This window comes from Rhodococcus sp. NPDC078407 (assembly GCF_044542515.1).
GTDB lineage: Bacteria > Actinomycetota > Actinomycetes > Mycobacteriales > Mycobacteriaceae > Rhodococcoides.
Genome location: NZ_JBITUQ010000013.1, coordinates 1 through 22317 on the forward strand (window position 1 = coordinate 1; position 22317 = coordinate 22317).

At 63.5% G+C, this 22317-nt stretch carries 30 protein-coding genes; 18 read left to right on the plus strand and 12 right to left on the minus strand.

The annotated features are described in order from the left end of the window. Nucleotides 1-229: 229 nt before the first annotated feature. The 7 genes from ACIGGF_RS14550 to ACIGGF_RS14580 form a co-directional block, all read right to left on the minus strand. The gene (locus ACIGGF_RS14550; protein WP_397521995.1) at nt 230-1114 is read right to left on the minus strand and encodes a glycosyltransferase family 2 protein; all 885 of its coding nucleotides are present in this window, start codon (nt 1112-1114) and stop codon (nt 230-232) included. 71 nt (nt 1115-1185) lie between these two features. Then, entirely contained in the window at nt 1186-2040 is an 855-nt protein-coding gene (locus ACIGGF_RS14555; RefSeq protein WP_397521996.1) for an ABC transporter permease, read from the minus strand. A gap of 10 nt (nt 2041-2050) precedes the next feature. Beyond that, entirely contained in the window at nt 2051-2908 is an 858-nt protein-coding gene (locus tag ACIGGF_RS14560) for an ABC transporter permease (protein WP_397521997.1), read from the minus strand. Beyond that, nucleotides 2905-3876: an ATP-binding cassette domain-containing protein gene (locus tag ACIGGF_RS14565; protein ID WP_397521998.1), complete on the minus strand. Its 972-nt coding sequence runs from the start codon at nt 3874-3876 to the stop codon at nt 2905-2907. The genes ACIGGF_RS14560 and ACIGGF_RS14565 overlap by 4 nt, the downstream gene beginning before the upstream one ends. 121 nt (nt 3877-3997) lie before the next feature. Next, on the minus strand, nt 3998-4951 hold the full coding sequence (locus tag ACIGGF_RS14570; RefSeq protein ID WP_397521999.1) for a diiron oxygenase: 954 nt from the start codon (nt 4949-4951) through the stop codon (nt 3998-4000). Nucleotides 4952-4999: 48 nt separating this feature from the next. Next, on the minus strand, nt 5000-5905 hold the full coding sequence (locus tag ACIGGF_RS14575) for a prephenate dehydrogenase dimerization domain-containing protein (protein WP_397522000.1): 906 nt from the start codon (nt 5903-5905) through the stop codon (nt 5000-5002). Nucleotides 5906-5917: 12 nt separating this feature from the next. Continuing rightward, on the minus strand, nt 5918-6412 hold the full coding sequence (locus ACIGGF_RS14580; RefSeq protein ID WP_397522001.1) for a hotdog fold domain-containing protein: 495 nt from the start codon (nt 6410-6412) through the stop codon (nt 5918-5920). Between the two features lie 489 nt (nt 6413-6901). Between ACIGGF_RS14580 and rpsJ the strand changes: the two genes are divergently transcribed. Genes rpsJ through rpsQ form a run of 11 tightly spaced genes read left to right on the plus strand, consistent with a single transcriptional unit; the run spans nt 6902 to nt 12202 of the window. After that, complete coding sequence (gene rpsJ / locus ACIGGF_RS14585) at nt 6902-7207, plus strand: 30S ribosomal protein S10 (RefSeq protein ID WP_003938093.1); 306 nt, start codon at nt 6902-6904, stop codon at nt 7205-7207. A 14-nt stretch (nt 7208-7221) separates the two neighbouring features. Next, nucleotides 7222-7887 (plus strand): 50S ribosomal protein L3, encoded by a 666-nt coding sequence (rplC, locus tag ACIGGF_RS14590; RefSeq protein ID WP_027496309.1) that lies wholly within the window; start codon nt 7222-7224, stop codon nt 7885-7887. Further along, the gene (gene rplD, locus ACIGGF_RS14595) at nt 7884-8561 is read left to right on the plus strand and encodes a 50S ribosomal protein L4 (RefSeq protein ID WP_008718317.1); all 678 of its coding nucleotides are present in this window, start codon (nt 7884-7886) and stop codon (nt 8559-8561) included. Before rplC ends, rplD begins: the two co-directional genes overlap by 4 nt. Continuing rightward, nucleotides 8558-8863, plus strand: coding sequence for a 50S ribosomal protein L23 (rplW, locus tag ACIGGF_RS14600; RefSeq protein ID WP_027496310.1), 306 nt, complete (start codon nt 8558-8560; stop codon nt 8861-8863). Before rplD ends, rplW begins: the two co-directional genes overlap by 4 nt. Before the next feature lie 39 nt (nt 8864-8902). After that, nucleotides 8903-9739: a 50S ribosomal protein L2 gene (gene rplB / locus ACIGGF_RS14605; protein ID WP_008718311.1), complete on the plus strand. Its 837-nt coding sequence runs from the start codon at nt 8903-8905 to the stop codon at nt 9737-9739. Between the two features lie 13 nt (nt 9740-9752). Next, nucleotides 9753-10034 carry a 30S ribosomal protein S19 gene (gene rpsS / locus ACIGGF_RS14610; protein WP_008718309.1) on the plus strand — a complete coding sequence of 94 codons (282 nt, stop codon included), beginning with the start codon at nt 9753-9755 and terminating at the stop codon, nt 10032-10034. Then, nucleotides 10031-10453 carry a 50S ribosomal protein L22 gene (gene rplV / locus ACIGGF_RS14615; RefSeq protein ID WP_037188319.1) on the plus strand — a complete coding sequence of 141 codons (423 nt, stop codon included), beginning with the start codon at nt 10031-10033 and terminating at the stop codon, nt 10451-10453. The genes rpsS and rplV overlap by 4 nt, the downstream gene beginning before the upstream one ends. After that, nucleotides 10453-11262 (plus strand): 30S ribosomal protein S3, encoded by an 810-nt coding sequence (gene rpsC, locus ACIGGF_RS14620; RefSeq protein WP_027496312.1) that lies wholly within the window; start codon nt 10453-10455, stop codon nt 11260-11262. Before rplV ends, rpsC begins: the two co-directional genes overlap by 1 nt. A gap of 3 nt (nt 11263-11265) precedes the next feature. Next, nucleotides 11266-11682, plus strand: coding sequence for a 50S ribosomal protein L16 (rplP, locus tag ACIGGF_RS14625; protein ID WP_027496313.1), 417 nt, complete (start codon nt 11266-11268; stop codon nt 11680-11682). Continuing rightward, entirely contained in the window at nt 11682-11927 is a 246-nt protein-coding gene (gene rpmC / locus ACIGGF_RS14630; protein WP_032376634.1) for a 50S ribosomal protein L29, read from the plus strand. Before rplP ends, rpmC begins: the two co-directional genes overlap by 1 nt. After that, on the plus strand, nt 11924-12202 hold the full coding sequence (gene rpsQ, locus ACIGGF_RS14635) for a 30S ribosomal protein S17 (protein WP_032376635.1): 279 nt from the start codon (nt 11924-11926) through the stop codon (nt 12200-12202). The genes rpmC and rpsQ overlap by 4 nt, the downstream gene beginning before the upstream one ends. Nucleotides 12203-12266: 64 nt before the next feature. Here the strand turns inward: rpsQ and ACIGGF_RS14640 are convergent, their stop codons facing one another. Next, a complete protein-coding gene (locus ACIGGF_RS14640; protein WP_397522002.1) occupies nt 12267-13589 on the minus strand; it encodes an AIM24 family protein in 1323 nt (440 codons plus the stop codon). A gap of 149 nt (nt 13590-13738) precedes the next feature. Between ACIGGF_RS14640 and ACIGGF_RS14645 the strand changes: the two genes are divergently transcribed. The 3 genes from ACIGGF_RS14645 to ACIGGF_RS14655 are packed head-to-tail and all read left to right on the plus strand — an operon-like array spanning nt 13739 to nt 14945. After that, nucleotides 13739-13885, plus strand: coding sequence for a hypothetical protein (locus ACIGGF_RS14645; RefSeq protein WP_397522003.1), 147 nt, complete (start codon nt 13739-13741; stop codon nt 13883-13885). After that, complete coding sequence (locus ACIGGF_RS14650; protein WP_397522004.1) at nt 13882-14502, plus strand: PRC-barrel domain-containing protein; 621 nt, start codon at nt 13882-13884, stop codon at nt 14500-14502. Before ACIGGF_RS14645 ends, ACIGGF_RS14650 begins: the two co-directional genes overlap by 4 nt. After that, on the plus strand, nt 14502-14945 hold the full coding sequence (locus ACIGGF_RS14655; RefSeq protein WP_397522005.1) for a PRC-barrel domain-containing protein: 444 nt from the start codon (nt 14502-14504) through the stop codon (nt 14943-14945). The genes ACIGGF_RS14650 and ACIGGF_RS14655 overlap by 1 nt, the downstream gene beginning before the upstream one ends. Before the next feature lie 77 nt (nt 14946-15022). On the opposite strand, the gene ACIGGF_RS14660 is transcribed toward ACIGGF_RS14655, so the two are convergent. From ACIGGF_RS14660 to ACIGGF_RS14670, 3 genes are read right to left on the minus strand one after another with little or no spacing between them, the layout of a single operon-like run. Continuing rightward, nucleotides 15023-18142, minus strand: a complete 3120-nt coding sequence (locus ACIGGF_RS14660) for an ATP-binding protein (RefSeq protein WP_397522101.1) — start codon at nt 18140-18142, stop codon at nt 15023-15025. A 17-nt stretch (nt 18143-18159) separates the two neighbouring features. Continuing rightward, nucleotides 18160-18813 (minus strand): hypothetical protein, encoded by a 654-nt coding sequence (locus ACIGGF_RS14665; RefSeq protein WP_397522006.1) that lies wholly within the window; start codon nt 18811-18813, stop codon nt 18160-18162. Beyond that, nucleotides 18810-19847, minus strand: a complete 1038-nt coding sequence (locus tag ACIGGF_RS14670) for an endonuclease domain-containing protein (protein ID WP_397522007.1) — start codon at nt 19845-19847, stop codon at nt 18810-18812. The genes ACIGGF_RS14665 and ACIGGF_RS14670 overlap by 4 nt, the downstream gene beginning before the upstream one ends. A 236-nt stretch (nt 19848-20083) precedes the next feature. On the opposite strand from ACIGGF_RS14670, the gene rplN reads away from it, so the two are divergent. Genes rplN through ACIGGF_RS14690 form a run of 4 tightly spaced genes read left to right on the plus strand, consistent with a single transcriptional unit; the run spans nt 20084 to nt 21534 of the window. Then, complete coding sequence (gene rplN / locus ACIGGF_RS14675; protein WP_032397538.1) at nt 20084-20452, plus strand: 50S ribosomal protein L14; 369 nt, start codon at nt 20084-20086, stop codon at nt 20450-20452. Further along, nucleotides 20453-20770 carry a 50S ribosomal protein L24 gene (gene rplX, locus ACIGGF_RS14680; protein WP_397522008.1) on the plus strand — a complete coding sequence of 106 codons (318 nt, stop codon included), beginning with the start codon at nt 20453-20455 and terminating at the stop codon, nt 20768-20770. A 1-nt stretch (nt 20771) separates the two neighbouring features. Continuing rightward, on the plus strand, nt 20772-21344 hold the full coding sequence (gene rplE / locus ACIGGF_RS14685; RefSeq protein WP_008718275.1) for a 50S ribosomal protein L5: 573 nt from the start codon (nt 20772-20774) through the stop codon (nt 21342-21344). A gap of 4 nt (nt 21345-21348) precedes the next feature. After that, on the plus strand, nt 21349-21534 hold the full coding sequence (locus tag ACIGGF_RS14690) for a type Z 30S ribosomal protein S14 (protein WP_008718273.1): 186 nt from the start codon (nt 21349-21351) through the stop codon (nt 21532-21534). An 84-nt stretch (nt 21535-21618) separates the two neighbouring features. Here the strand turns inward: ACIGGF_RS14690 and ACIGGF_RS14695 are convergent, their stop codons facing one another. Next, nucleotides 21619-22317, minus strand: a complete 699-nt coding sequence (locus ACIGGF_RS14695; protein WP_397522009.1) for a DUF6885 family protein — start codon at nt 22315-22317, stop codon at nt 21619-21621.

Genomic DNA, 22317 nt, shown 5'->3' on the forward strand with positions numbered 1-22317 from the left:
CGATCGGGATGCTCAGCCCCACCACGTACGAACAGTCACTGATCGCGCCCATCATGGCCGCGTGACCACTGTCCACTTTTCGGGGGGAACCTCAGTCGGAGATAGCATCTGGTTGACACAACCGTAACATTCATAGTGCGAGCAACCTTTTGGACAATTGCAGAACTACTGGTCTACGGGTTGTGTGTTCACGTAAGTGTGATGATGCTCACGCTACTGGGCGACTGGCTCACCAACCGAACGCTCGATAGTGGATACCGGCGCGCAATTCACCGACGCGTATGTAGAGAGCGCGCAACCAGTGTCCCCGGGACAGCTTGGTGATCGACGTCGGCAATAGAGGGTTACGCAGTATCAACACGCCCCAGCGCAGGAGCACGAGGCGAATGCTCAGTGGGGGGCACCCATGCCGACGGTACTCACCGACGAGTTTGGTCGTGCCGTATCCGGCACGGTACGACTGACGCAGTAGCGGCCCCAGCCGGTCGCGTAGACGGTACGAGACCTTGGGCTCGTGATCGAAGCTGAAACTGTGACCGGCCAACTGTGCGCGCCAACTGAATTCGACGTCTTGGCTGGCCGCGAATTCGTTGTTCATGCCGCCCAGAGCGTGATAGACCTCGGCTCGACACGCCATGCTGGCTCCGATCGCGAACGGGCGAAACGAATTTCCACCCTGGTGCTCCGGAGCGAGGCTCGGCGTCCACGACAATGCACGCTCACCGTTCAAGGATGACGTCTCGACTGCAGTTCCGACAAGATCGTAGTGCGTCGCCATCCGGGCCAAGGTGCTCAGCCAATCTCGATGCACCACGTCATCGGAGTCACAGAAGGCGAGCAGCTCACCAGTAGCCGCGTCCGCACCCCGGTTGCGGGCATGCGCAGCTCCTTTTGCCTCTGACGCGTCGACATACACGGTGGAGAAGCCGACGGGGAGATCGCACGTCTCGAGGTATTGCCGAAGCTCGCCACTACCGGAGTTGTCCGCAAGAACAACCTGAAAGTCGTCCCCGAAGTCCTGATCGGCCAGAGCCATCAGTTGAGCTGTCAGCGTCGTGTCGAAGGCTCCGACGGGAATGATCACCGACACAGATGGCATCTCTGAAATGGGCATGACCGTTTACGGTACGCACAAAAGTGGCCCGATAGAAAGGCTTCGGTCCGCGGGCCATTCCATCCGGGCCGTCAGCCCGACGCGGATGCCTTCTTGTAACCGCGGATCGCCGGGATGAGGAACACGACGACCATCCCTAGTGACCAAGCGAGGGTCTGCAGGACGGGGGTCATGACAGGCCCGCCCATGGCGAGGTTACGCATTGCTCCGACCGCGACCGACATCGGCTGAGCTGCAACGACCGGCTGAAGCCACAGGGGGTACGCGAGCACGGGGACGAACCCAGCGTTGAAGAACATCAACAACGTGCAGAAGATCGACACCAGTTCCACCAGCGGTGCGTCTCCGGATACCGTGGCGAGGAACGTGATCATGACTGCGAAACCGATTCCGAACACGACCGGAATCAGCAGCAACAAGATGCCCGCTTGAAGTCCCTGCGTGAATCTGAATCCCATTGCCACACCGGCACTGATGATGACCGTGGTGGTCACGAGCACCCGAACTGCTTCGGCGATCATTCTGCCCAGCAGGCCGGCCGCCCGGTGAGTGGGTGTCGTCCAGAACCGCGACAACAAACCCGACTTCCGTTCGCCCTTGAGGCCGACGGCGCTGACGATGGATCCGAACATGGCACCGACCAGGGCGATCATCGGCACCTGGCCGTAGATGGCGGGCGATCCGGTGGCCGCGGATATCGAGTTACCGAGGACGACGCGGAACATGACCAGCATCAACGCGGGGTACAGCAATGCCTGAATCATCGTCGACGGATCGCGCATCCATCGCATCAACAGTCTCTTGGCCTGGATCAGACTGTGGGTCCAGAGAGCACGAATGGACCCTTCGGCCAGGACCATACTGGGTTCGGGAAAGGTCAAATTGGATACGCGCGTGGTGTTCACCGACGCTTCTGACATCGTCATCTCGAACTCGTCATTCCGGTCTCGAGCTCGCCCAGATGGCGAGCGGGACGAAGAACAGGATCAGGCCGGCGATCCAGGCCAGGGATGGCCACAGCACCTGGAAGCTGACTCCGCCCTCGGCCATGTCTCGCATCGCGAAGGAGAACTGAGAAATTGGTTGATTGCGAACGAACGGTCGGATGAGTTCCGGGAAACCGCTCTCGGGAACGAACCCGCACGAGGCCATACCGAGGATGAGCTGGGGGAGAGTCAACACCTGGCTGGTCGCTTCGGGACTCTTCGACAGCGTTCCGATTGCGTCCGCACCGATCGACAATGTGGTGCTGATCAGCATGGCGAGCGCGCAGAACAACAGGGCCTGGGCGAATCCTGCGGTGAAGCGAAAACCGATCACATAGCCGAAACCGAGGGCGGATACGAGCGAGACCAGGGAGCGTACGACGCCGCTCGAGATACGCGCTACCAACGGGACGCCACGTACGACAGGCATCGTCTTCAACCGAGAATTCAATCCACTCATTGCTTCGGTGGATGCCCTCTGCGCGGCGGAAATGGCGGTGAACGCCATGGCCTGCAAAACGATGATCGGCATCAGAAACTGGGCGTAATTGATCCCTTGCAAGCCCATCACGAACTTGAGCGGAAGGTAGAAGCCCACGGTGAAGATCAGCGGAGCGATGACCGCGATCAGCAGCTCGCCCTTGGTGAGCATCGTCCACAAAGCACGGCCGGTGAGAGCCTGCCACTGAACGAAGCCGGACGGCCGCGTTCGAGACCTCCGTTTCGGCTGCTGTGTGGTGGAGCCGGCACCGGTCCGCTCGACGAACCTCGAATGTGTTTTGGGCAAGCCCCGCGTCGTGGCCGTCATGAGCTCGAGCTCGCTTGCGAGTGGCCGGTGAGGGTGAGGAACACGTCGTCCAGCGAGGGGCGCCGCAGTGCGATGTCGGCCAGCACGATGCCCTCTGCGTCGACGCGTCGCAGAATTTCGGACAACGTCGCTGCGCCGTCGGGTGCCGGTACCGAGATTCGATCGGACGTGGCGGTGATCTCGGCGTGGACGGCGGCCGGGACCATGTCACCCAGCGCGGTCGCGGCGGCGCGGAGCTGCCCGGGATCGAGGGGAACCACCTCGCAGTAGCTGCCGCCGGTCATGGCCTTGAGTTGATCCGACGTGCCTTCCGCGATGACGGTTCCCTTGTCGATGACGATGATGTTGTCGCTGAGGACGTCCGCTTCCTCGAGGTACTGCGTCGTCAACAGCACGGTGATGCCTTGCGCCTTCAGTGCCTCGACCAACGACCACACGCCCTGACGGCTGCGAGGGTCGAGTCCGGTGGTCGGTTCGTCCAGGAACACGACCTCCGGTCGCACGACCAATCCGCAGGCGATGTCGATCCGGCGTCGCATACCGCCCGAGTAGCCACGGACGGGCCGCTTGCCGGTATCCGCGAGGTCGAACTCGTCGAGCAGAGCCTTGGCGCGGGCCTTCGCGGCCTTTTTGTCCAGACCCATGAGGCGACCGAACAACTCGATGTTCTCGCGGCCCGACAGGGTGTCGTCGAGGGCCGCATACTGTCCGGTCATCATGATCGAGCGGCGTACCGCCGGAGCGTCTGTCGCAACGTCGTGTCCCGCGACGAATGCACGGCCGGTATCCGGGGTGATCAAGGTGGACAGCACCTTGACCGTGGTGGTCTTGCCGGCACCGTTGGGACCGAGAATACCCAGCACGGTCCCGCGCTCGGCGGAGAAGCTGATGCCGCGCAGCGCATGCACATCACCGAAGGACTTGTGCACGTCCTCCACGTGTACGGCTGCGTGTTGAGCTGACGACATCGAATCTCCGAGCTGTCGGGGTGAATGGTGGGACAGGACCCCGGGGAGTCGAGGGCCACTACTTGATACCGGAATTCCCCGAGAATGTTACCTGCGGGTCGACGCCGGGTGACCTCCGCAGTCAGCCCCAATCGATATCGATAGTGTCCTCGACGTCGAGCTTTCGGCACAGAGACCGAAGCCCGCTGTAGTCCTGGACCAGAGCTCGGCGACTCTTGTCCTGCTCGACGTCGGCGAGCATCTCGTCGGCACCGCGGACGCCCTCGAGCTCGAGAATGCGCCGCCAGGTCGAGAAGTCGCTGCTCGAGAACGCATCCATGCCATCGACGAGTCCGTCGAGGAACTTCTGTCGGTCATTGGCTCCGAGACGGTCGAAGACGATCGCGGCCATGTCGTCGGCGATCGAGGCATGGCAGTACTCGTCGCGATTGTGCAGTTTCACGGTCGCCCGATTGATGGGCTGAATGACGTCGTCGTCCTCGATCAGGTCCAAGTACGACGTGATGGAGATCTCCGCGACTGTCATGAACGCCAGAGAACTGATCGCCGCGGACCAGGAGTCATCGCTCGTTGCTTGCGCAGCGCGTTGCCGACGCACCGTCGAGCTGAAGGGCAGAGAGCGCTCCGACAGTGCCCACCCTCGGCCGCGCCGCGTCGCAGCGCTCGCGTTGAGGTGCATCAGGGTGTGGTACTGCTCGTCCACCATGGCCTGAGTGACTGCCACAGCGAGAGTGTCGCCCATGCCGGTCTCGAACACATCCTGTGCCAGTAGCGAAAAACCTGGATGCACGACGTGCTGTTCCACATCCATCACGTTCTTGTTGAACGCGATCCATCCCCAGGCACGCAGGCGATCCTTCTGCTCGGGAGTGACATCGATGTAGGTGTCGTGCTCGCCGAAGGGGATCAGGGCGTCCGGGAAGTCCTGTTTCGATGTGTCGAACAGGTCGTCGAGTTCGGGTTCGGGCTTCTTCACCGTTGCGCGCTGCGCCCAGTTCTTCGCCAACCGTGCAACGACGGCACTCTCCACGACATCGGCGGAGTCGAACTCCGGCAACGACGGCTGTTCCAGCATTGCGTGCCTCGCCTCCGTGCATTTACAAGTGGTCGCTCTTATCGGTGGTCACCGATTACCACTGTCACCTCGAACGATACCGAACATCTCGGCGCACGCCGTCCGATACCGATCGCCGCTGCCGCCCAGCGCGGACTCTGCCTTGTTCAATAGCCGCGCGAACCGAGCCTCGGAACCGGAATCGACCGTCTCGTTCAGTGTCTGCGTGGCGCGGCGCAAGGCTGCCCTGGCCTCGGCGGCGTGGGGATTGCCGGCCTGTACGTCCCAGTACACCTCTGGTTCGCCGCCCGTGATGCGAGCGAGCACCGCCAGCATGGTCGAGTGTGGGGGAGGAGCGACGGCGTCGATGTCGCCGAACGGCAGCTCGAGTTCGGCCAGTGCCAACCCGAATGCCAGCACACTGGCATGCGTCAAAGCCTGCGTTGCAGCGGCGAGTCGATCGTGACGCGTGGCGTCGAGCAGCACGACGTGCCCACCCCATCGTGAGACTCGGTCGAGGAAAGCGTCCGCGAGTGGGCCTTCGCGATGTAACACAGCGGCTACCGGGCGTCCGGCCATCCCCAGGGACGGGGCGAACATCGGATTGATGCCCACTGACGCACCGACGCGATCGGTTTCCTCGAGGTGCCGCGCGAACCCGGACTTGACCGACAGGGTTTCCACCAGCAGGGCGTCGGAGCGTACGGCAGACAGATCCGCGGCCAACGCCACCGATTCCGGCACGGCCAGAATCACCGTCTCGGCCCGCTCGAGCGCCCGGGCCAGTCGGTCGTCGGGCTCGATGATGTTTCCGACCATGACGGGCGGAGAGGCACCGGGATCGCCGTGCACGTCGACGATCGTCACGGAGATGTCGTCCCCCCGGAACAAGTCGACGATCATGCTGCCGACGGCTCCTGAACCACCTACCACCACGACCGAGTCATCCGGGTCGGTCCGTCTCGCCGAGTTCATCGGTCGAGTATGTCAACGCGAGGCGGCAGAGACCCAGATCGTGATGTCTGCGTGCACGACCTCGATGCCCGCGGTGTCCCGAATGGATACCGGCACGACGAGTTCGAGGCCGTCGGTGACCGACTCGAAATCGGGAATCTCGTCGAGCTGGGCGACGGCGCGCAGTGACGTGGTGGCCTTGGTCAGGTACTGGACGTTCATCGACTTCGGAATCCATCGGTGCGATGTGGGCACGGTCGCCTCGGCGAGCATTCCCATCGCAACCTCGGCGAGATTGCACGCTGCGATGGCATGAAATGTGCCGAGATGGTTCCGGATTCCGAACCACTTGGGCGCTGTCACCTCGCAGCGACCCGATTCAAGGGCCACCACCCGCGGCAGCACAGACGCGAAGTAGGGAACCCGAAGGCACATGCCAATCGAGAACACAGTGGATCCGATAGTGTTGTTCGGCAGCTTCGACCAGGCGCGATAGGTGGCCCCGGTGGTGTTGGCGACGGCATTCATGGTCCTACCTTACTGTCGAGTAAGGTCACGTCGGCAATACGGATCGACCCCGAGTTGATCTGTTGCCCGCGCTACGGCATACTGGTCGGGTTGCCTGGACACGGGACGCGCTTGCGTGCGGCCTGAACCAGGTGAGTCGATCGAAAGGTCGGCTGAGAAAACATGAGACCAGCGCTCCGCGTGAGCGCGTCCGGACCACCAGCTCGATCGGTGTGGGTTTCGTTTCCTTCGGATGGTTGAGGCGAAAGTTTCAGCGCAGAAGAATGAGCGGAATCGCGACACGCCCGACCGCGTGGACCGGAGAACCATGACAGATGAAGAGCGGCAACGGACACAGGTCACGCCTGGTCGTCAACGTTTTTCACTGTCGTGTGTGCACGAAGGCAGTTCGAGTCGGAGGGATTCCCCCGGCTCGGGGACTGTGCAGACGAGGTGGAGCAGGCCGAACGGCCCGTTCTACGACCAAGCGGCAAGAAAAGGACACTAAGCGTGGCGGGACAAAAGATCCGCATCAGGCTCAAGGCCTACGACCATGAGGCGATCGACGCGTCAGCGCGCAAGATCGTCGAAACGGTCACCCGTACGGGTGCCCGCGTCGTCGGACCGGTGCCGTTGCCGACAGAGAAGAACGTGTACTGCGTCATCCGTTCGCCGCACAAGTACAAGGACTCGCGCGAACACTTCGAGATGCGTACTCACAAGCGGCTCATTGACATCCTCGACCCGACACCGAAGACGGTGGACGCGCTCATGCGCATCGACCTCCCGGCCAGTGTCGACGTCAACATCCAGTGAGCGCGGAGACAACGATGACTGATAACAAGAACCGGCCTGCGACAGGAATTCTGGGCACCAAGCTCGGAATGACCCAGGTCTTCGACGAGAACAACCGCGTCGTTCCGGTGACCGTGATCAAGGCAGGCCCCAACGTGGTCACCCAGATCCGCACCCAGGAACGTGACGGCTACAGCGCCGTCCAGGTCGCATTCGGTGCGATCGACCCGCGCAAGGTGAACAAGCCCACCACCGGCCAGTTCGAGAAGGCAGGTGTCACGCCGCGTCGCCACATCGTGGAGATTCGCGTAGCCGACGCCTCGCAGTTCGAGGTCGGCCAGGAGCTCACCGCTGCAGTGTTCGAGGACGGCGCATACGTCGACGTCACCGGCACCAGCAAGGGCAAGGGCTTCGCCGGAACCATGAAGCGTCACGGCTTCAAGGGTCAGGGCGCGAGCCACGGTGCACAGGCCGTGCACCGTCGTCCCGGATCCATCGGTGGCTGCGCAACACCCGGTCGCGTCTTCAAGGGAATGCGCATGTCCGGACGTATGGGTGGCGACCGCGTCACGACGCAGAACCTCTCGGTCCACAAGGTGGACAGCGAGAACGGTCTGCTGCTGATCAAGGGAGCGATCCCGGGCCGTCGCGGCAACGTCGTGATCGTCAAGTCTGCATTGAAGGGTGGTGCACGGGCATGACCAGCCTCGAGAAGAACACCGAGACCAAGCTGACGCTCGATGTCAAGGAAGCCGGCGGCAAGACCAACGGCACCGTCGATCTCCCCGCGGAGATCTTCGACGCTCCGGCGAACATCGCGCTGCTGCACCAGGTCGTCATCGCACAGCTGGCAGCCGCTCGTCAGGGAACCCACTCCACGAAGACTCGTGGCGAGGTTCGCGGCGGTGGCAAGAAGCCGTACCGGCAGAAGGGCACCGGCCGCGCCCGTCAGGGCTCGACCCGCGCTCCTCAGTTCGTCGGCGGTGGAACGGTTCACGGACCGCAGCCGCGCGACTACAGCCAGCGGACCCCCAAGAAGATGAAGGCCGCCGCTCTGCGCGGAGCCCTCTCCGATCGGGCCCGCAGCGAGCGACTGCACGTCATCACCGAATTGGTTGCCGGACAGGTTCCGTCCACCAAGGGTGCGAAGACGTTCCTCGCCGAGATCTCGGACCGCAAGAAGGTCCTGCTCGTCGTCGGCCGCGAGGACATCGCAGCCTGGAAGAGCGTTCAGAACCTGGACGGCGTGCACCCCATTGCACCCGACCAGCTCAACACGTACGACGTGCTCAATGCCGATGATGTCGTCTTCAGTGTGGAAGCGCTGAACACCTTCATCGCTGGGCCTGCAAAGAACGAGGAGGCAAGCAAGTGACCACGATCGCCGATCCCCGCGACATCTTGCTGGCACCGGTCATCTCCGAGAAGTCCTACGGACTGATCGAAGAAGGCACGTACACGTTCCTGGTGCACCCGGACTCGAACAAGACGCAGATCAAGATTGCCGTCGAGAAGATCTTCGACGTCACCGTGACCAGCGTCAACACGATGAACCGTCAGGGCAAGCGTAAGCGGACCCGGTTCGGTTACGGCAAGCGCAAGGACACCAAGCGCGCGCTCGTAACGCTCTCCGCCGACAGCAAGCCCATCGAGATCTTCGGAGGTCCGGTCGCGTAAGCGACTGGGACTCTTCGGATATAGAGGACGAGAAGACTCATGGCAATCCGTAAATACAAGCCGACAACCCCGGGCCGTCGTGGCTCCAGCGTTTCCGATTTCGCTGAGATCACGCGATCGACCCCCGAGAAGTCGCTGATCCGCCCGCTGCACGGTCGTGGTGGACGTAACGCACACGGTCGCATCACCACCCGGCACAAGGGTGGCGGTCACAAGCGTGCGTACCGTCTCATCGATTTCCGTCGCAACGACAAGGACGGCGTGCCGGCCAAGGTCGCTCACATCGAGTACGACCCCAACCGCACCGCGAACATCGCACTGCTGCACTTCGCAGACGGCGAGAAGCGCTACATCGTCGCACCCAAGGGCATCGCCCAGGGCTCGCCGATCGAGCAGGGTGCCAACGCCGACATCAAGCCCGGCAACAACCTGCCCCTGCGCAACATCCCTACGGGTACGACCATTCATGCGGTCGAACTTCGTCCGGGTGGAGGCGCGAAGATGGCCCGCTCCGCCGGAGCGAGCATTCAGCTCCTCGGCAAGGAGGGCCCCTACGCCACGCTGCGTATGCCGTCCGGTGAAATCCGTCGCGTCGACGTGCGCTGCCGCGCAACCGTCGGCGAGGTCGGCAACGCCGAGCAGTCGAACATCAACTGGGGCAAGGCCGGCCGCATGCGCTGGAAGGGCAAGCGCCCGACCGTTCGTGGTGTCGTGATGAACCCGGTCGACCACCCGCACGGTGGCGGCGAGGGCAAGACCTCCGGTGGACGCCACCCGGTCAGCCCCTGGGGACAGCCTGAGGGCCGTACCCGCAAGAACAAGGCGAGCGACAAGCTGATTGTCCGTCGTCGTCGTACCGGCAAGAACAAGCGCTAGGAGGGAGTTCAGAATGCCACGCAGCCTGAAGAAAGGCCCGTTCGTAGACGATCACCTCCTCGCGAAGGTTGACGTCCAGAACGACAAGGGAACCAAGCAGGTCATCAAGACCTGGTCCCGTCGATCGACAATTCTCCCCGACTTCATCGGTCACACTTTCGCCGTCCACGACGGTCGCAAGCATGTACCGGTGTTCGTGTCCGACTCCATGGTCGGCCACAAGCTCGGAGAGTTCGCACCGACCCGCACGTTCAAGGGTCACATCAAGGACGACCGGAAGGCGAAGAGGCGATGACCAACTTCACCCCCACCGCCAATCCGACTGCCAAGGCCGTAGCGAAGCACGTTCGCGTCACGCCGATGAAGGCACGTCGCGTCGTGGATCTGGTTCGCGGGCGCTCCGTCGAGGACGCGCTCAACATCCTCAAGTTCGCGCCGCAGGCAGCGAGCGAGCCGGTCGCCAAGGTGATCGCCTCCGCAGCGGCCAACGCCGAGAACAACCTGGATCTCGATCCCAGCACGCTGATCGTTGCTACTGCATTCGTCGACGAGGGTGCAACCCTCAAGCGATTCCAGCCGCGCGCTCAGGGCCGGGCATTCCGGATCCGCAAGCGCACCAGCCACATCACGGTGATCGTCGAAAGCCTGCCCAAGACCGGCGGAACGTCTCGCAACCGTCGTAAGGGCCAGGCGTCCAAGGAAGGGGCTCAGTAGTGGGTCAGAAAATCAACCCGCACGGCTTCCGCTTGGGTATCACCACTGACTGGAAGTCGCGCTGGTACGCAGACAAGCAGTACTCGGAGTACGTCAAGGAAGACGTCGAGATCCGCAAGCTCCTCGCCACCGGCATGGAGCGCGCAGGAATCGCGAAGGTCGAGATCGAGCGCACCCGTGACCGTGTTCGCGTGGACATCCACACGGCACGTCCGGGCATCGTCATCGGTCGTCGTGGTGCCGAGGCCGACCGCATCCGCGGAGCTCTCGAGAAGCTGACCGGCAAGCAGGTCCAGCTCAACATCCTCGAGGTCAAGAACGCCGAGTCCGAGGCTCAGCTCGTGGCCCAGGGTGTTGCCGAGCAGCTCAGCAACCGCGTCGCATTCCGTCGCGCTATGCGTAAGGCCATCCAGTCGGCCATGCGTCAGCCGAACGTCAAGGGCATTCGTGTTCAGTGCTCCGGCCGTCTCGGTGGCGCTGAAATGTCTCGCTCGGAGTTCTACCGCGAGGGACGCGTTCCCCTGCACACGCTCCGTGCCGACATCGACTACGGACTGTACGAGGCCAAGACCACCTTCGGCCGTATCGGCGTGAAGGTCTGGATCTACAAGGGCGACATCGTCGGCGGACGGCGTGAACTCGCTGCCGCTGCGGCTCCGGCCGCCGGTGCAGACCGTCCCCGTCGTGAGCGTCCCACTCGGCCGCGTCGCAGCGGTGCCTCGGGCACCACGGCGACCAGCACCGAGGCCGGCCGCGCGGCATCCGCAACCGAGGCTCCGGCCTCGACCGAGCCCACTCAGGAGGGCTGACGCATGTTGATCCCCCGCCGGGTCAAGCACCGCAAGCAGCACCACCCGAAGCGTTCGGGTGCCGCCAAGGGCGGAACTCAGGTGACATTCGGTGACTACGGCATCCAGGCTCTCGAGCCCGCCTACATCACCAACCGTCAGATCGAGTCCGCTCGTATCGCGATCACTCGCCACATCAAGCGTGGCGGCAAGGTCTGGATCAACATCTTCCCGGACCGTCCGCTCACCAAGAAGCCTGCCGAGACCCGCATGGGTTCCGGTAAGGGTTCGCCCGAGTGGTGGATCGCGAACGTCAAGCCGGGTCGTGTGCTCTTCGAGCTGTCGTACCCCGACGAGACCATCGCGCGTGAGGCACTGACTCGCGCCATCCACAAGCTGCCCATCAAGGCACGCATCATCACCAGGGAGGAGCAGTTCTGATGGCTACCGGAACCCCAGCCGCAGAGCTCCGCGAGCTCACCGGTGAAGAACTGGTCACCAAGCTGCGTGAGTCGAAGGAAGAGCTGTTCAACCTTCGTTTCCAGATGGCTACCGGCCAGTTGGACAACAACCGTCGACTGCGCGTGGTGCGCCACGAGATCGCGCGTATCTACACGGTGCTCCGCGAACGTGAGCTCGGCTTGGCCTCTGGTCCTTCCGAGGACACAGCAGGTGACGCAGCATGAGCGAGGAAAACACTGTGACTGAAGAGCGCAACAACCGTAAGGTCCGGATCGGCTACGTCGTATCCGACAAGATGGAGAAGACGATCGTGGTCGAGCTCGAGGACAGGGTCAAGCACCCCCTCTACAGCAAGATCATCCGTCGCACCACCAAGGTCAAGGCACATGACGAGAAGGGCGACGCCGGCGTAGGCGATCGCGTTCAGCTCATGGAGACCCGTCCGCTGTCCGCCACGAAGCACTGGCGACTGGTCGAGGTTCTCGAAAAGGCCAAGTAGTACCTGCACTCGAAATGCCCGCTCCTTTCCTGGGAGCGGGCATTTTCGTGTTCGGGGCGGGAGGCTATCTGCCCAGCAAGCCGCCGAGCGCGCCGCCGACACCGGCCTGTTCACCGCTGCCGCTGCCGCCGACGAATCCGCCCGGCGGCTGCTCCGACGGCTGTACGACGACAAAACCCTGACCTGAGAACTCGAGGGTGAACCGCTCGCCGGTCGACCGGCCGATCAGTGTCCCCAGTCCGAATGAATCGTTCTTCTTCACTCTCGTCTGCAGAGAGGACGACCAGGCGACCGCGGCTTGAGGATCTGCGAACGTGGGCTGGTCGACGTTCAGCACCACCGGTACGCCGTCGCTCGTGATGGCAATCCGCCCACGGCCGGTGAACACACAGTTGAAGAAGCCTGCATTGCCGCCGGCCGCGGCACCCTGCACACGTTTGACGTCATAGCTCAGCGTGGACTCGAAGGCCAGAACGTTGGCGCCGTTGATCGTCAATCCGTCCGTGCCGTCCAGGTCGATCAGATGCACGTCCTGCGCGGCATTGGCGAGGAAGAGATCACCCTGACCCGATACCTTCATCAGGGGGACACCTTCCCCGGAGAGCGCCTGCTTCAGTGCCCGACCCAAGCCCCCTGAACCCTGCGCCTCGAACTTCAGGTTGCCCTGGTAGGCGACCATCGAGCCGGCCCGAGCCATGATTTCACCGTTCATGCCGACCCGGCACATCTTGCTGCCCTGTTTCTGAATGCCGGATCCGGGGACCTCGGCGTGAGCGGGCGCGAACAGTTCACTTCTCATGGCCAGAACTCCTTGGTGGACAGACGAATCGACGGGTGTCGGGGTCGCGTGGGAGGGGGCGGCCGTCGGTGCATCGGGCTGCGGCTGCTCGTCGTCGTCGATGCTGATGCCGAAAGCTGTGGCCAGTCCGGCCAATCCGTCGACGTACCCCTGGCCGACCGCGCGGATCTTCCATTGCTCGCCGCGACGGTAGACCTCGACGCACACGAGCGCCGACTCGTCACCGACGCCGTCTGCCGAGTACGAGACGCGCAGTGACGAGGCGTCGGAAACCGAAACTGAAACCGGCCCCGCGGCTGCGAACGTCATCGGTCCGGTGCCGTCGAGGGAGGCAGCTATGACGACGGTGGCGATGTCGTCGGGAATCGCCGACGGATCGATTCGGACGAGATGGCCGGAAGACGCGCGTCGGTAGTCGACGCCAGCGCCCTCGGGCTGATTCCAGAAGACCAGATCGGCGTCGGATCGCACGCGGCCGTCCGAGGCCAGCAACAAAGCCGAGACGTCGACGTGCGTCGAACCGCGCAGTTCGACCGTCAACGGACCGGTGGGTGCGGGGCAGTTCTCCCCGCGTGCGAGGGCCTTCACAGGCACAAGTGTGCCAGGCGAGGCCGATGGACGAGAACGTGCCTGCGACACCGACGCGGAGTTTGAGGGTGTGCGTCAAGGGGTAGTACAGGAACCCAAGCGGGTGGTCCTCGGACCCCCTCATTTCTTCTCGAGAAAGTGGGCTCACTATGGAGTGGTGGGGGTGGGTCATCGTGGCCCTCGTGTTGATCGTGGCGATCGTCGCAGCGGTACTTCTGGTGCAAGCCCGGCGTCGGTCGGGCGGCGTCATCATCGCTGCACCGCGCGACAAGACCAATACGAAGAAGCGATCGTGAGCGAACAACTGATGCGGTCGAGTGAGATCGCCAAGAGGCCGGTCGTGACCTTTGCCGGCGAAGACGTCGCACAGGTCAAGGACATCGTCTACGCGCCGGACGGCGGTGCAGTTGCAGGCTTCACCCTTGCCGGCCGAGGACTGTTCTCGGGCCCGAAGAAAGAGGTCATGCCGTGGCGATCGGTAGCGGCGCTGGGATCCGACGCCGTGATGATTCTGAGCGAGGACGTCCTCACCCCCGCCGATCAGATGTTCGCCTCCGCTGACGCAGATGCCGAGGGCACGGTTGTCGAGGCCGTCCCCGAGCGGCGTGGCGACATCCTGGGGTCGACGGTTCTCACGGACACCGGAACCGATCTGGGCACCGTGGTGGACGTGATCATCGAGGTGAGCGGCCGGAACGGCGGGCAATGCGATGTTGTCGGCTACGAGATCAAGTCTTCCGAGTCGATGAAGAACAAGGGAGCGACGGTGCTCATACCGTTGCCGGACACACTTGCGGCGTCCGGAGAACACCTCATGGTGCCGGCCAGTGCCACCGATTTCGTGCGTGACGACCTCGCGGGCTTCGGTGCCGCCGTCGACGCATTCCGAGCACAGCTGAAGGGAACGAACTGATGTTGTTCTCCGAGTCGATCGGTCGCAAGGTAGTCAGTACCAGCACCGCCGATACCGTCGGTGCCGTCGGGGCATTCCTCGTCGATCCGCGAAGCCGTACCGTTGCCGGACTGCAGATCAAGAAATCCAAAACCGGAGACGCGCTCATGTGGTCCGGCATCTCGACCTTCGGAACCGACGCGGTGACCGTCGATTCGGCGGACAGAATCGTCGAGATCGGCACCGAGGAATTGCTGTCCGAACTGGACGGCAAAGCTCACCGGGTCATCGGCAAGCGCGTCCTCAGTACTGCCGGCGTCGACCTCGGAACAGTGGACGATGTGGAGTTCGATCCGGAGACCGGCACCATTACATCGGTGATCGTGGACAGCGTATCCATCCAGGGAAGCACTCTGACCGGTGTCGGGTCTTATGCAGTCGTTCTCGATCATCGGGGCCGCTGAACTCCTGCATCACCGGTCCAGACTGGGTGCCTGTCAGGACCGGCGATCGAGATTGTGGTGTCCGTCGTTCGATGTGGTCACGGACGCGCCAGCGCAATGACCTCTTCCTCGGTGGGCGGACTCTTCGGATGATAGGACAGGCACAGGGGAGTGGCAGTGCGGCGGAACTCCGCGCCTTCGACCGCGGCGTAGAACTGGCCCGCGGGTAGTCGCCCGACATCGGGAACGGATCCACCCTTGACGCGTGCCATCTCCTTGGCCGCGTCGACCTGCGACGGACTGTTCAGGAGTCCGTAGAACTGCGTCGACGCGTTTCCGGCGATGCGGTTGTGCAGCCCCTTCGGCGCTTGCGTGGCGAACACGAGACCGAGACCGTACTTTCGCGCCTGCGAGGCCAGCGCCAGTGTGCTGTGTGTTGCCGCGGTCGTGCGATCGGAGGGGGCGAAGTTCTGCGCCTCGTCCATCACGAACAATCCACCGAGCGGCCGGTCGCCTGCCGGGTTCTTCTTGATCCACGAGAACAGGCCCATCTGTAACTGATTGACGAAGCTCTGCTTCTGCTCGTCGGTGGTCAGGCCCGCCAGATTGATCACCGACACTCGGGCTTTCTTTCCGTCCGCCGGAGTCAACAGCACGGCCGGATCGACCGGGGTGCCCGCACTTGCGAACATCGGGTCGTTGGCCACGGCAGCCTTCAGATTCTCGGCCAGTCCCTGCGCGATTCGTACGGCGTCGCGCATGTCGCTGGTGTCCTCGGGCAAGTCTTCGAGCAGGTCGATGAAGTCCGCCAGAGTGCCGCCCTGCGGGCGTCGACCGAAGAGATCGAGCGCCGACTTCAACACTGCGCGGCCGTGTTTGGCCTTCTGGGACGTGCCCAGTACCCCCGCGGCCGGCTCGAGTGACGCCAATGCGGATTCGACGGAGGAGTCGAACTCGTCGGCATCGCCGAGAACGCTGACGAAGTCGGGTAGTGGCTGAAAGCTCAGCGGTCGGCCCGCCGACTTGCGGGGCGTCCACACGACGACGTCGGTGTCGCGTAGATAAGCGGTCGCCTTGGCCTCGTCACCCGGTGGCCACGTTCGTTCGTCTTCCGGCCACGCGGTGCCGAGTCGAGCCAAGTCATTGTTGACGTCCAACACGATCGCCGAAACGCCCTGTAGCGCACATTCTTCCACCAGTCGGCGAATCAGAACTGTCTTCCCCGAGCCGGAGCCGGCAAAGATCGCGGTGTGCTTACGGAGCGCTTCGAGTTGGATTGCGACGTCCGCACCCGTGCTCACTTCCGAACCCACGACGATCGACGGCCGCCGGCTCGGAGTGGGCTCGGCCGCGACTGTGTTCTCGGGTTCGATCAGTGCTGTGTCGTCGTCGACAACGCTGACCGCAGGCAACACGGACGAGAACAGTTCGACATCGTGGGCCGGCTTGCGCGCGAGCAACCAGGACGTCAGTGCGGGGGAGTTCTCGCTCAGCAGGATCGACAGCGCCGCCAAGGCCCGGCGGTCGTCGTCGCTCAACGGCACCACGACGCCTCCGGCGCGACGCAGAGCCGCGATCGTCTGCTCGGTCTTCGCGCCGTTGGGCCAGGGATCGTTCCTGATCAGGACGAGCCGTCGTTTGGGCATGTCGATACGCAGGCCAGCCGTGGTCACGGCTCGCTCCACGCGGGCGAGCGCAGCCCGGGCGTTGCCGGACGTCACCGCGCGGAAGCACCAGTGCTCTTCGTCGTCGGTATCGGTGTCGACGGTATGGCGCAGCCGGGCGTGCAGGGCAGGCTTGCCGCTCGGGGGTGGGTCCTGGGCCAGGCTGTCGTCGGACGACTGGTGTTCGTGAATCCAGGCGGTCAATCCGGCGGACAGCAATGCGGGAACGATGGAGTCCTCGCTGTCGGGCTTCAGCGGGATGGAGACGTCGACATGTTCGCGAAGCTGTTCGTAGCGCTTGTCGAGGAGATCGAGTTCGTCGACTCGTGCTTTGGGAAGGTCCGGCGTATCGGCCGGCCCGGACTTGTCCGTGAAACTCTCCAGCTCCGACGCGACGCCGGTGTCGAGGCAGTGCCTGATGTGACGGTCGACCGCGATGAGCAGCTGTCGTGGCGTGAAATCGGGGGCTTGCTCGAAGGCATGTGCGGCGACCGGCCACGTCGGATGCGGCGGCGTGAAGCCGGCTTCCGAGAAGCACGCTGCCAGACGTCGTCCGAGCAGCAGGCGTCCGATGTCGGACGAGGGAATCGGCTTGAGTGACTGGGTGACTCGGAAGCGGTCGCGCATGGGCGCAACTCCGCGTGCGGCGATCAGCTCCCAGGCACTCGACAGGGCCGAAAGAACCGAGGCGGTCCTGGGGAGTGTCTCGCGCAGCGACATCAATCCGTGCGCGAGCTGTTCGACGACCTTGTCTTCCTGTGCGTCCGCGAACTCCTGATCGGATCCGGTGCGCGACTGGGCCACGAGAGTGTCGATCTGGTCGATGGCAAGAATCGTCGGGCCGGTGATGGCGAGCAGGCGAGAGATGTTCTCGGCGATGCCCTGGTGACCCAGCTCGGCTCGGCGAATGCCCCAGGCCGAGAATTCGTCGGGATCGACGTCGTCGATCGACTGCAGGTACGCGTCACCCAGGTCCTGCACAGCTGAGTCGGGGGCAATGGACAGCACCAATGCGCGCAGTGTGTGCTGCGACGTCCGACGATGACGGGGGTGCACCTTATACACCGCGGTGACGAAGGCGTCGAGCGTCTCGGCGTCGATCATGTTCTCGCCCATGATCTTTGCGCGCTGATCGTCGGGAATGTCGCCGACTTCGCACAGGCGTCGAAGCAGCAGACCGAGCTGACTGTCGGACCCTCGACCGGACGGGCGCATCAGATCGTCGAGCATCCCCATCAACGTTGAGCGCCAGAACCCGGCGGCGTCGAGGAGTCTGATGAGGAAGAAGTAACCCCCTTTCGATTGCACCTCCTCTCGGACCTGGCCCAGCAGATGTGTCTTGCCGGATCCGGCCGGCCCTCGTACGACGACACCGAGTGGGCTGGCGTCGTCGGACGCATCGGCGTCGTCGTAGGCGTTCATCACCTCGAGGAACACCCGTTCGTGCATGCCCGGAACGTGCACGTTCGACTGAGAGCGCCACACGTCGTCGGGGGTCGGTGCCCAGCTCAACCGCACCGATTCGAGGGCTCGGATCTGCTCGTTGTCCGTCATCGTCGAGTTCACGCCCATCACGATTCGATCAAGAGTAGATGGTTCTGCTGATTACCGACGACGACGGCCGCAGCGCGTTCCTCGTCGGTCAGCGTCTTCTGATTTTCCTCGGGAATCAGCGAGACGTCGGCGGCGCGTCGCAATCGTGCGAGGGCGTCGTCGAGATCTGCTCTCGGGATGTCTCGCAACTCGTCTCGCAACCGCGAGAGCCGTACCGTGCTGCCGGGTTCGCGGGCGAGCCGTGCGTAGGCCGCGCGAATCGAGGCTTCGATGTCGATGCTCGTTTCGGCTGTCTCGCTCTTGTCTGACGGGGCAGGCTCGGCTTCGCGGGGCGAGAACACATCGGCCGGACGACTGTCGGTGCGGTCGAGCCATCGACGCAGCCCGGCCAACACGGTGAACATCGCTTTACCGGCTCCGGTCGATCGAGCCGGGGGACCGCCGCCGATGAGTTCGCCGCAGGTGCGCCATCCTTTGTCCGTCAGTTCGAGAGTCATCGGTCGTACCGAAGAGTTCACCTCGATCAGTCCCCAATTCTTCAGCCTGTCTCGAGCAGGCTTGGGAAGTTCTGGGCCCATCGCCTTGAGTTCGGAATTCTTGACCGGACTCGCTTCGGCCATCAGGACCAGCAGAACTGCTGCCTCGGTCCCGTTAAGGTCTTCGGTGCTCATCGAGGATCCCCCTTCGATCGTCTTCTCGATACTGCCTCGCGGATGGTATCCACAGCGCGCTGCGGGTCGTCCATCACCTGAGCGTTGGTGAACCGCAGCACCATGTAGCCGTGTGTCTGCAGCTCGTTGTCGCGCACGCGGTCCTGTGCGAACCGCTCGGCGGCGCGGTGTTCGTTGCCGTCGATTTCCACGATGACTCTTTCGGTGCGCCACAGTACGTCGACTGTGAACGGACGGCTGAGCTCGCCGAGCCGGATCGAGCGGTTGTGTTCTCGCCCCGTGGCCCATTCGTGCAGAGTCAGAGCTCGCTGCAACCGTTTTTCCGGATCGCTCGCCGGGTGCGGGTGTCCGGCGATCGGCGGATAGCTCAACGGCCGGAAACGATCGAGGACGGTGCTGACGCCGGCGGGCACTGCGGGTGCGCGCACCGAGACCGATGGAAACCTGTGCATCCTCGCCGACCCACCGCCGGTGAGCCACACACCCATCTTCGAGTTGGCACACAGCCATTCCGCTGCGGTCGACACGATGTCGGCGTCCACGCCGTCGGGTACTACCAGTACGAGGGCGGCGAAGTCGCGGCCGTGAGCCGCAGCGAGAGCCCGGGCCGATCCCGCCACGCGGGTCTCGACGGTGAACGCTGCCCGGCGCACCGGCCGCCCCGAGGAAGCCGACTCGGCCAGAGACGCCACGTAAGGACCGAAGTGTGCTGTATCGGCAGCCAGGCGAACGGCGGACGCTCGAGCGGCACGCCGCTCCAGCGTGGAGGCCCCCGCGATGTGCTCGAACTCGGGCAGCCACAGTGCGGCCGAGTCGATCGCTGCGGTCTCCAACGCGTCGACCACCACGTCGACCAGACCCGCCGAACGACGTGCTGCCGCGGCATCGACAGTGAAGAACACGATCGCGGGTGCTTCGGCGGGCAGTGGGTTCGCGGATTCGGCGAGCGCGCGTTCGGAAGCCCCGCGTAGTCGAGTTACCCGATCGACAGGAAGGCCTGACCACCAGCCTGCAGCCTCACCGTTCACAGCCACGGCTGCACCGTGCCCACCCCGAAAAGCCCCATCTCCGAACCGTACCGACCGTGTCCCACACAGGGGAGGCGAGAAAGACTCGGCGACGACGATTTGGATCCTGGAGCAGCGTTCCCCTACACTTGACCGGTTGCCTGTGGCAGCGGTGTGCCCTCATGCGCCCGCACCCGGCAGCCGACCGCGCGTGTCGGGACGGAAATCCGGCACGTACGTACATCCAGGTCAAGGAGAAGTAAGTGATTCAGCAGGAGTCGCGAGTACGCGTCGCTGATAACACGGGCGCGAAGGAAATCCTTTGCATCCGCGTTCTCGGTGGTTCGTCACGTCGCTACGCCGGAATCGGCGACATCATCGTAGCTACGGTGAAGGACGCCATTCCCGGTGGAAACATCAAGAAGGGTGAGGTCGTCAAGGCCGTCATCGTCCGCACCATCAAGGAGCGTCGCCGTCCGGATGGCTCGTACATCCGTTTCGACGAGAACGCTGCGGTGCTGATCAAGCCGGACAACGATCCCCGCGGAACTCGTATCTTCGGCCCGGTCGGCCGTGAGCTGCGTGAGAAGAAGTTCATGAAGATCGTCTCGCTCGCCCCGGAGGTGCTGTAAATGAAGGTGCACAAGGGCGACACCGTTCTCGTGATCGCCGGCAAGGACAAGGGTGCCAAGGGCAAGGTCATTCAGGCCTACCCCGCTGACTCCAAGGTTCTGGTCGAGGGCGTGAACCGCATCAAGAAGCACACCTCGGTCTCCGCCAACCAGCGCGGCGCATCCTCGGGCGGCATCGTCACCCAGGAAGCTCCGATCCACGTTTCGAACGTCGCAGTGGTCGACTCGGACGGCAACCCCACTCGCGTGGGCTACCGGACCGACGAAGAATCCGGCAAGCGCGTTCGTGTTTCCCGGAAGAACGGGAAGGACATCTGAGATGACTACCACCGAAAACATCGCGGGCGAACAGCCCCGCCTCAAGGCGCGCTACCGCGCTGAGATCAAAGACGCCCTGAACACCGAGTTTGCATACGAGAACGTCATGCAGATCCCCGGCATCGTCAAGGTCGTCGTCAACATGGGTGTCGGCGACGCCGCCCGTGACGCCAAGCTGATCAACGGTGCAGTTGCCGACCTCGCTGCCATCACCGGCCAGAAGCCGGAGATCCGCAAGGCTCGCAAGTCCATCGCACAGTTCAAGCTGCGCGAAGGAATGCCCATCGGCGCACGCGTCACCCTCCGTGGCGACCGCATGTGGGAGTTCCTCGACCGTCTGGTCTCCATTGCCCTTCCCCGAATCAGGGACTTCCGCGGCCTCTCGGGCACGCAGTTCGACGGCAACGGAAACTACACGTTCGGCCTCAACGAGCAGTCGATGTTCCACGAGATCGACGTGGACAAGATCGACCGTCCGCGCGGCATGGACATCACCGTAGTAACCACCGCAACCAACAACGAAGAAGGCCGTGCGCTGCTCAAGCACCTCGGCTTCCCGTTCAAGGAGAACTGAGTCCATGGCGAAGAAGGCATTGGTCAACAAGGCCAACAAGAAGCCGAAGTTCGCGGTGCGTGCATACACTCGCTGCAACCGCTGCGGCCGTCCCCATTCCGTGTTCCGCAAGTTCGGCCTGTGCCGTATCTGCGTGCGCGAGATGGCACACGCAGGAGAGCTTCCCGGAGTCCGCAAGAGCTCCTGGTGATCTGAAGCCTCCGGGCTTCACCACATCACGCTGATGGGCGTGGGTTCCGAAAGGAACCCACGCCCATTTCGTGTTTCTCGGGTCTCATGCCGACCACACGTCGTGCCGGAGATCGAGCGACCGAGTCAGACCTAGTGCGGCACTGCGGTCGTTGATGTCGACAACCAGGAGAAGGCCACGTTCGGACATAGACGACGCGAGAGCGTCGGTGGAAACGGTTCGACATCCGGGAGGCATGCCGGGGACTCCGAGTTCTCGATAGGTATCGGCGATCGCGACCACGTCATCGACAGTGTCCACTCCGAGGACTGTCACGAAATGCCCTACGCTCCAATCTAATTCGTTCAGTTCCGAGGTGTGCACATTTGCCACCAGGCCGAACCGGAACTGCACTTCGGCAAGGCGGGTCAGGAGCAGGCGCAGTCTCTCGGCACCGGGCGTCATGATCGGAACCACGGCAACGCGGTGGTCGGTCGCTGTCTCGATGCCCGCCGCGAGGCCTGCCGCTGTGGTCCCGGCCGTGTCGATCGATACGGCCCTCGGCAGCGCATCCCACCCGTCGGTGAGCCGGGGTGTTCCGGGAGGGCGGGCCGACTCGATCTCTCCCGGCCAGATCGCGGACCCCGATGCGATTGCGAGTTCGTTCACGTTCGGTATGTCGCCGTTGAGAACGGCCGTCAACGCTACCGACGCCGAGAACGGTCCACAGAGCTGATCCGGTTGCGGCAGAACACGATCGAGCTCCATGACGTTGGTGCTTGCCCCGGCGAACCAGCGCAGCAT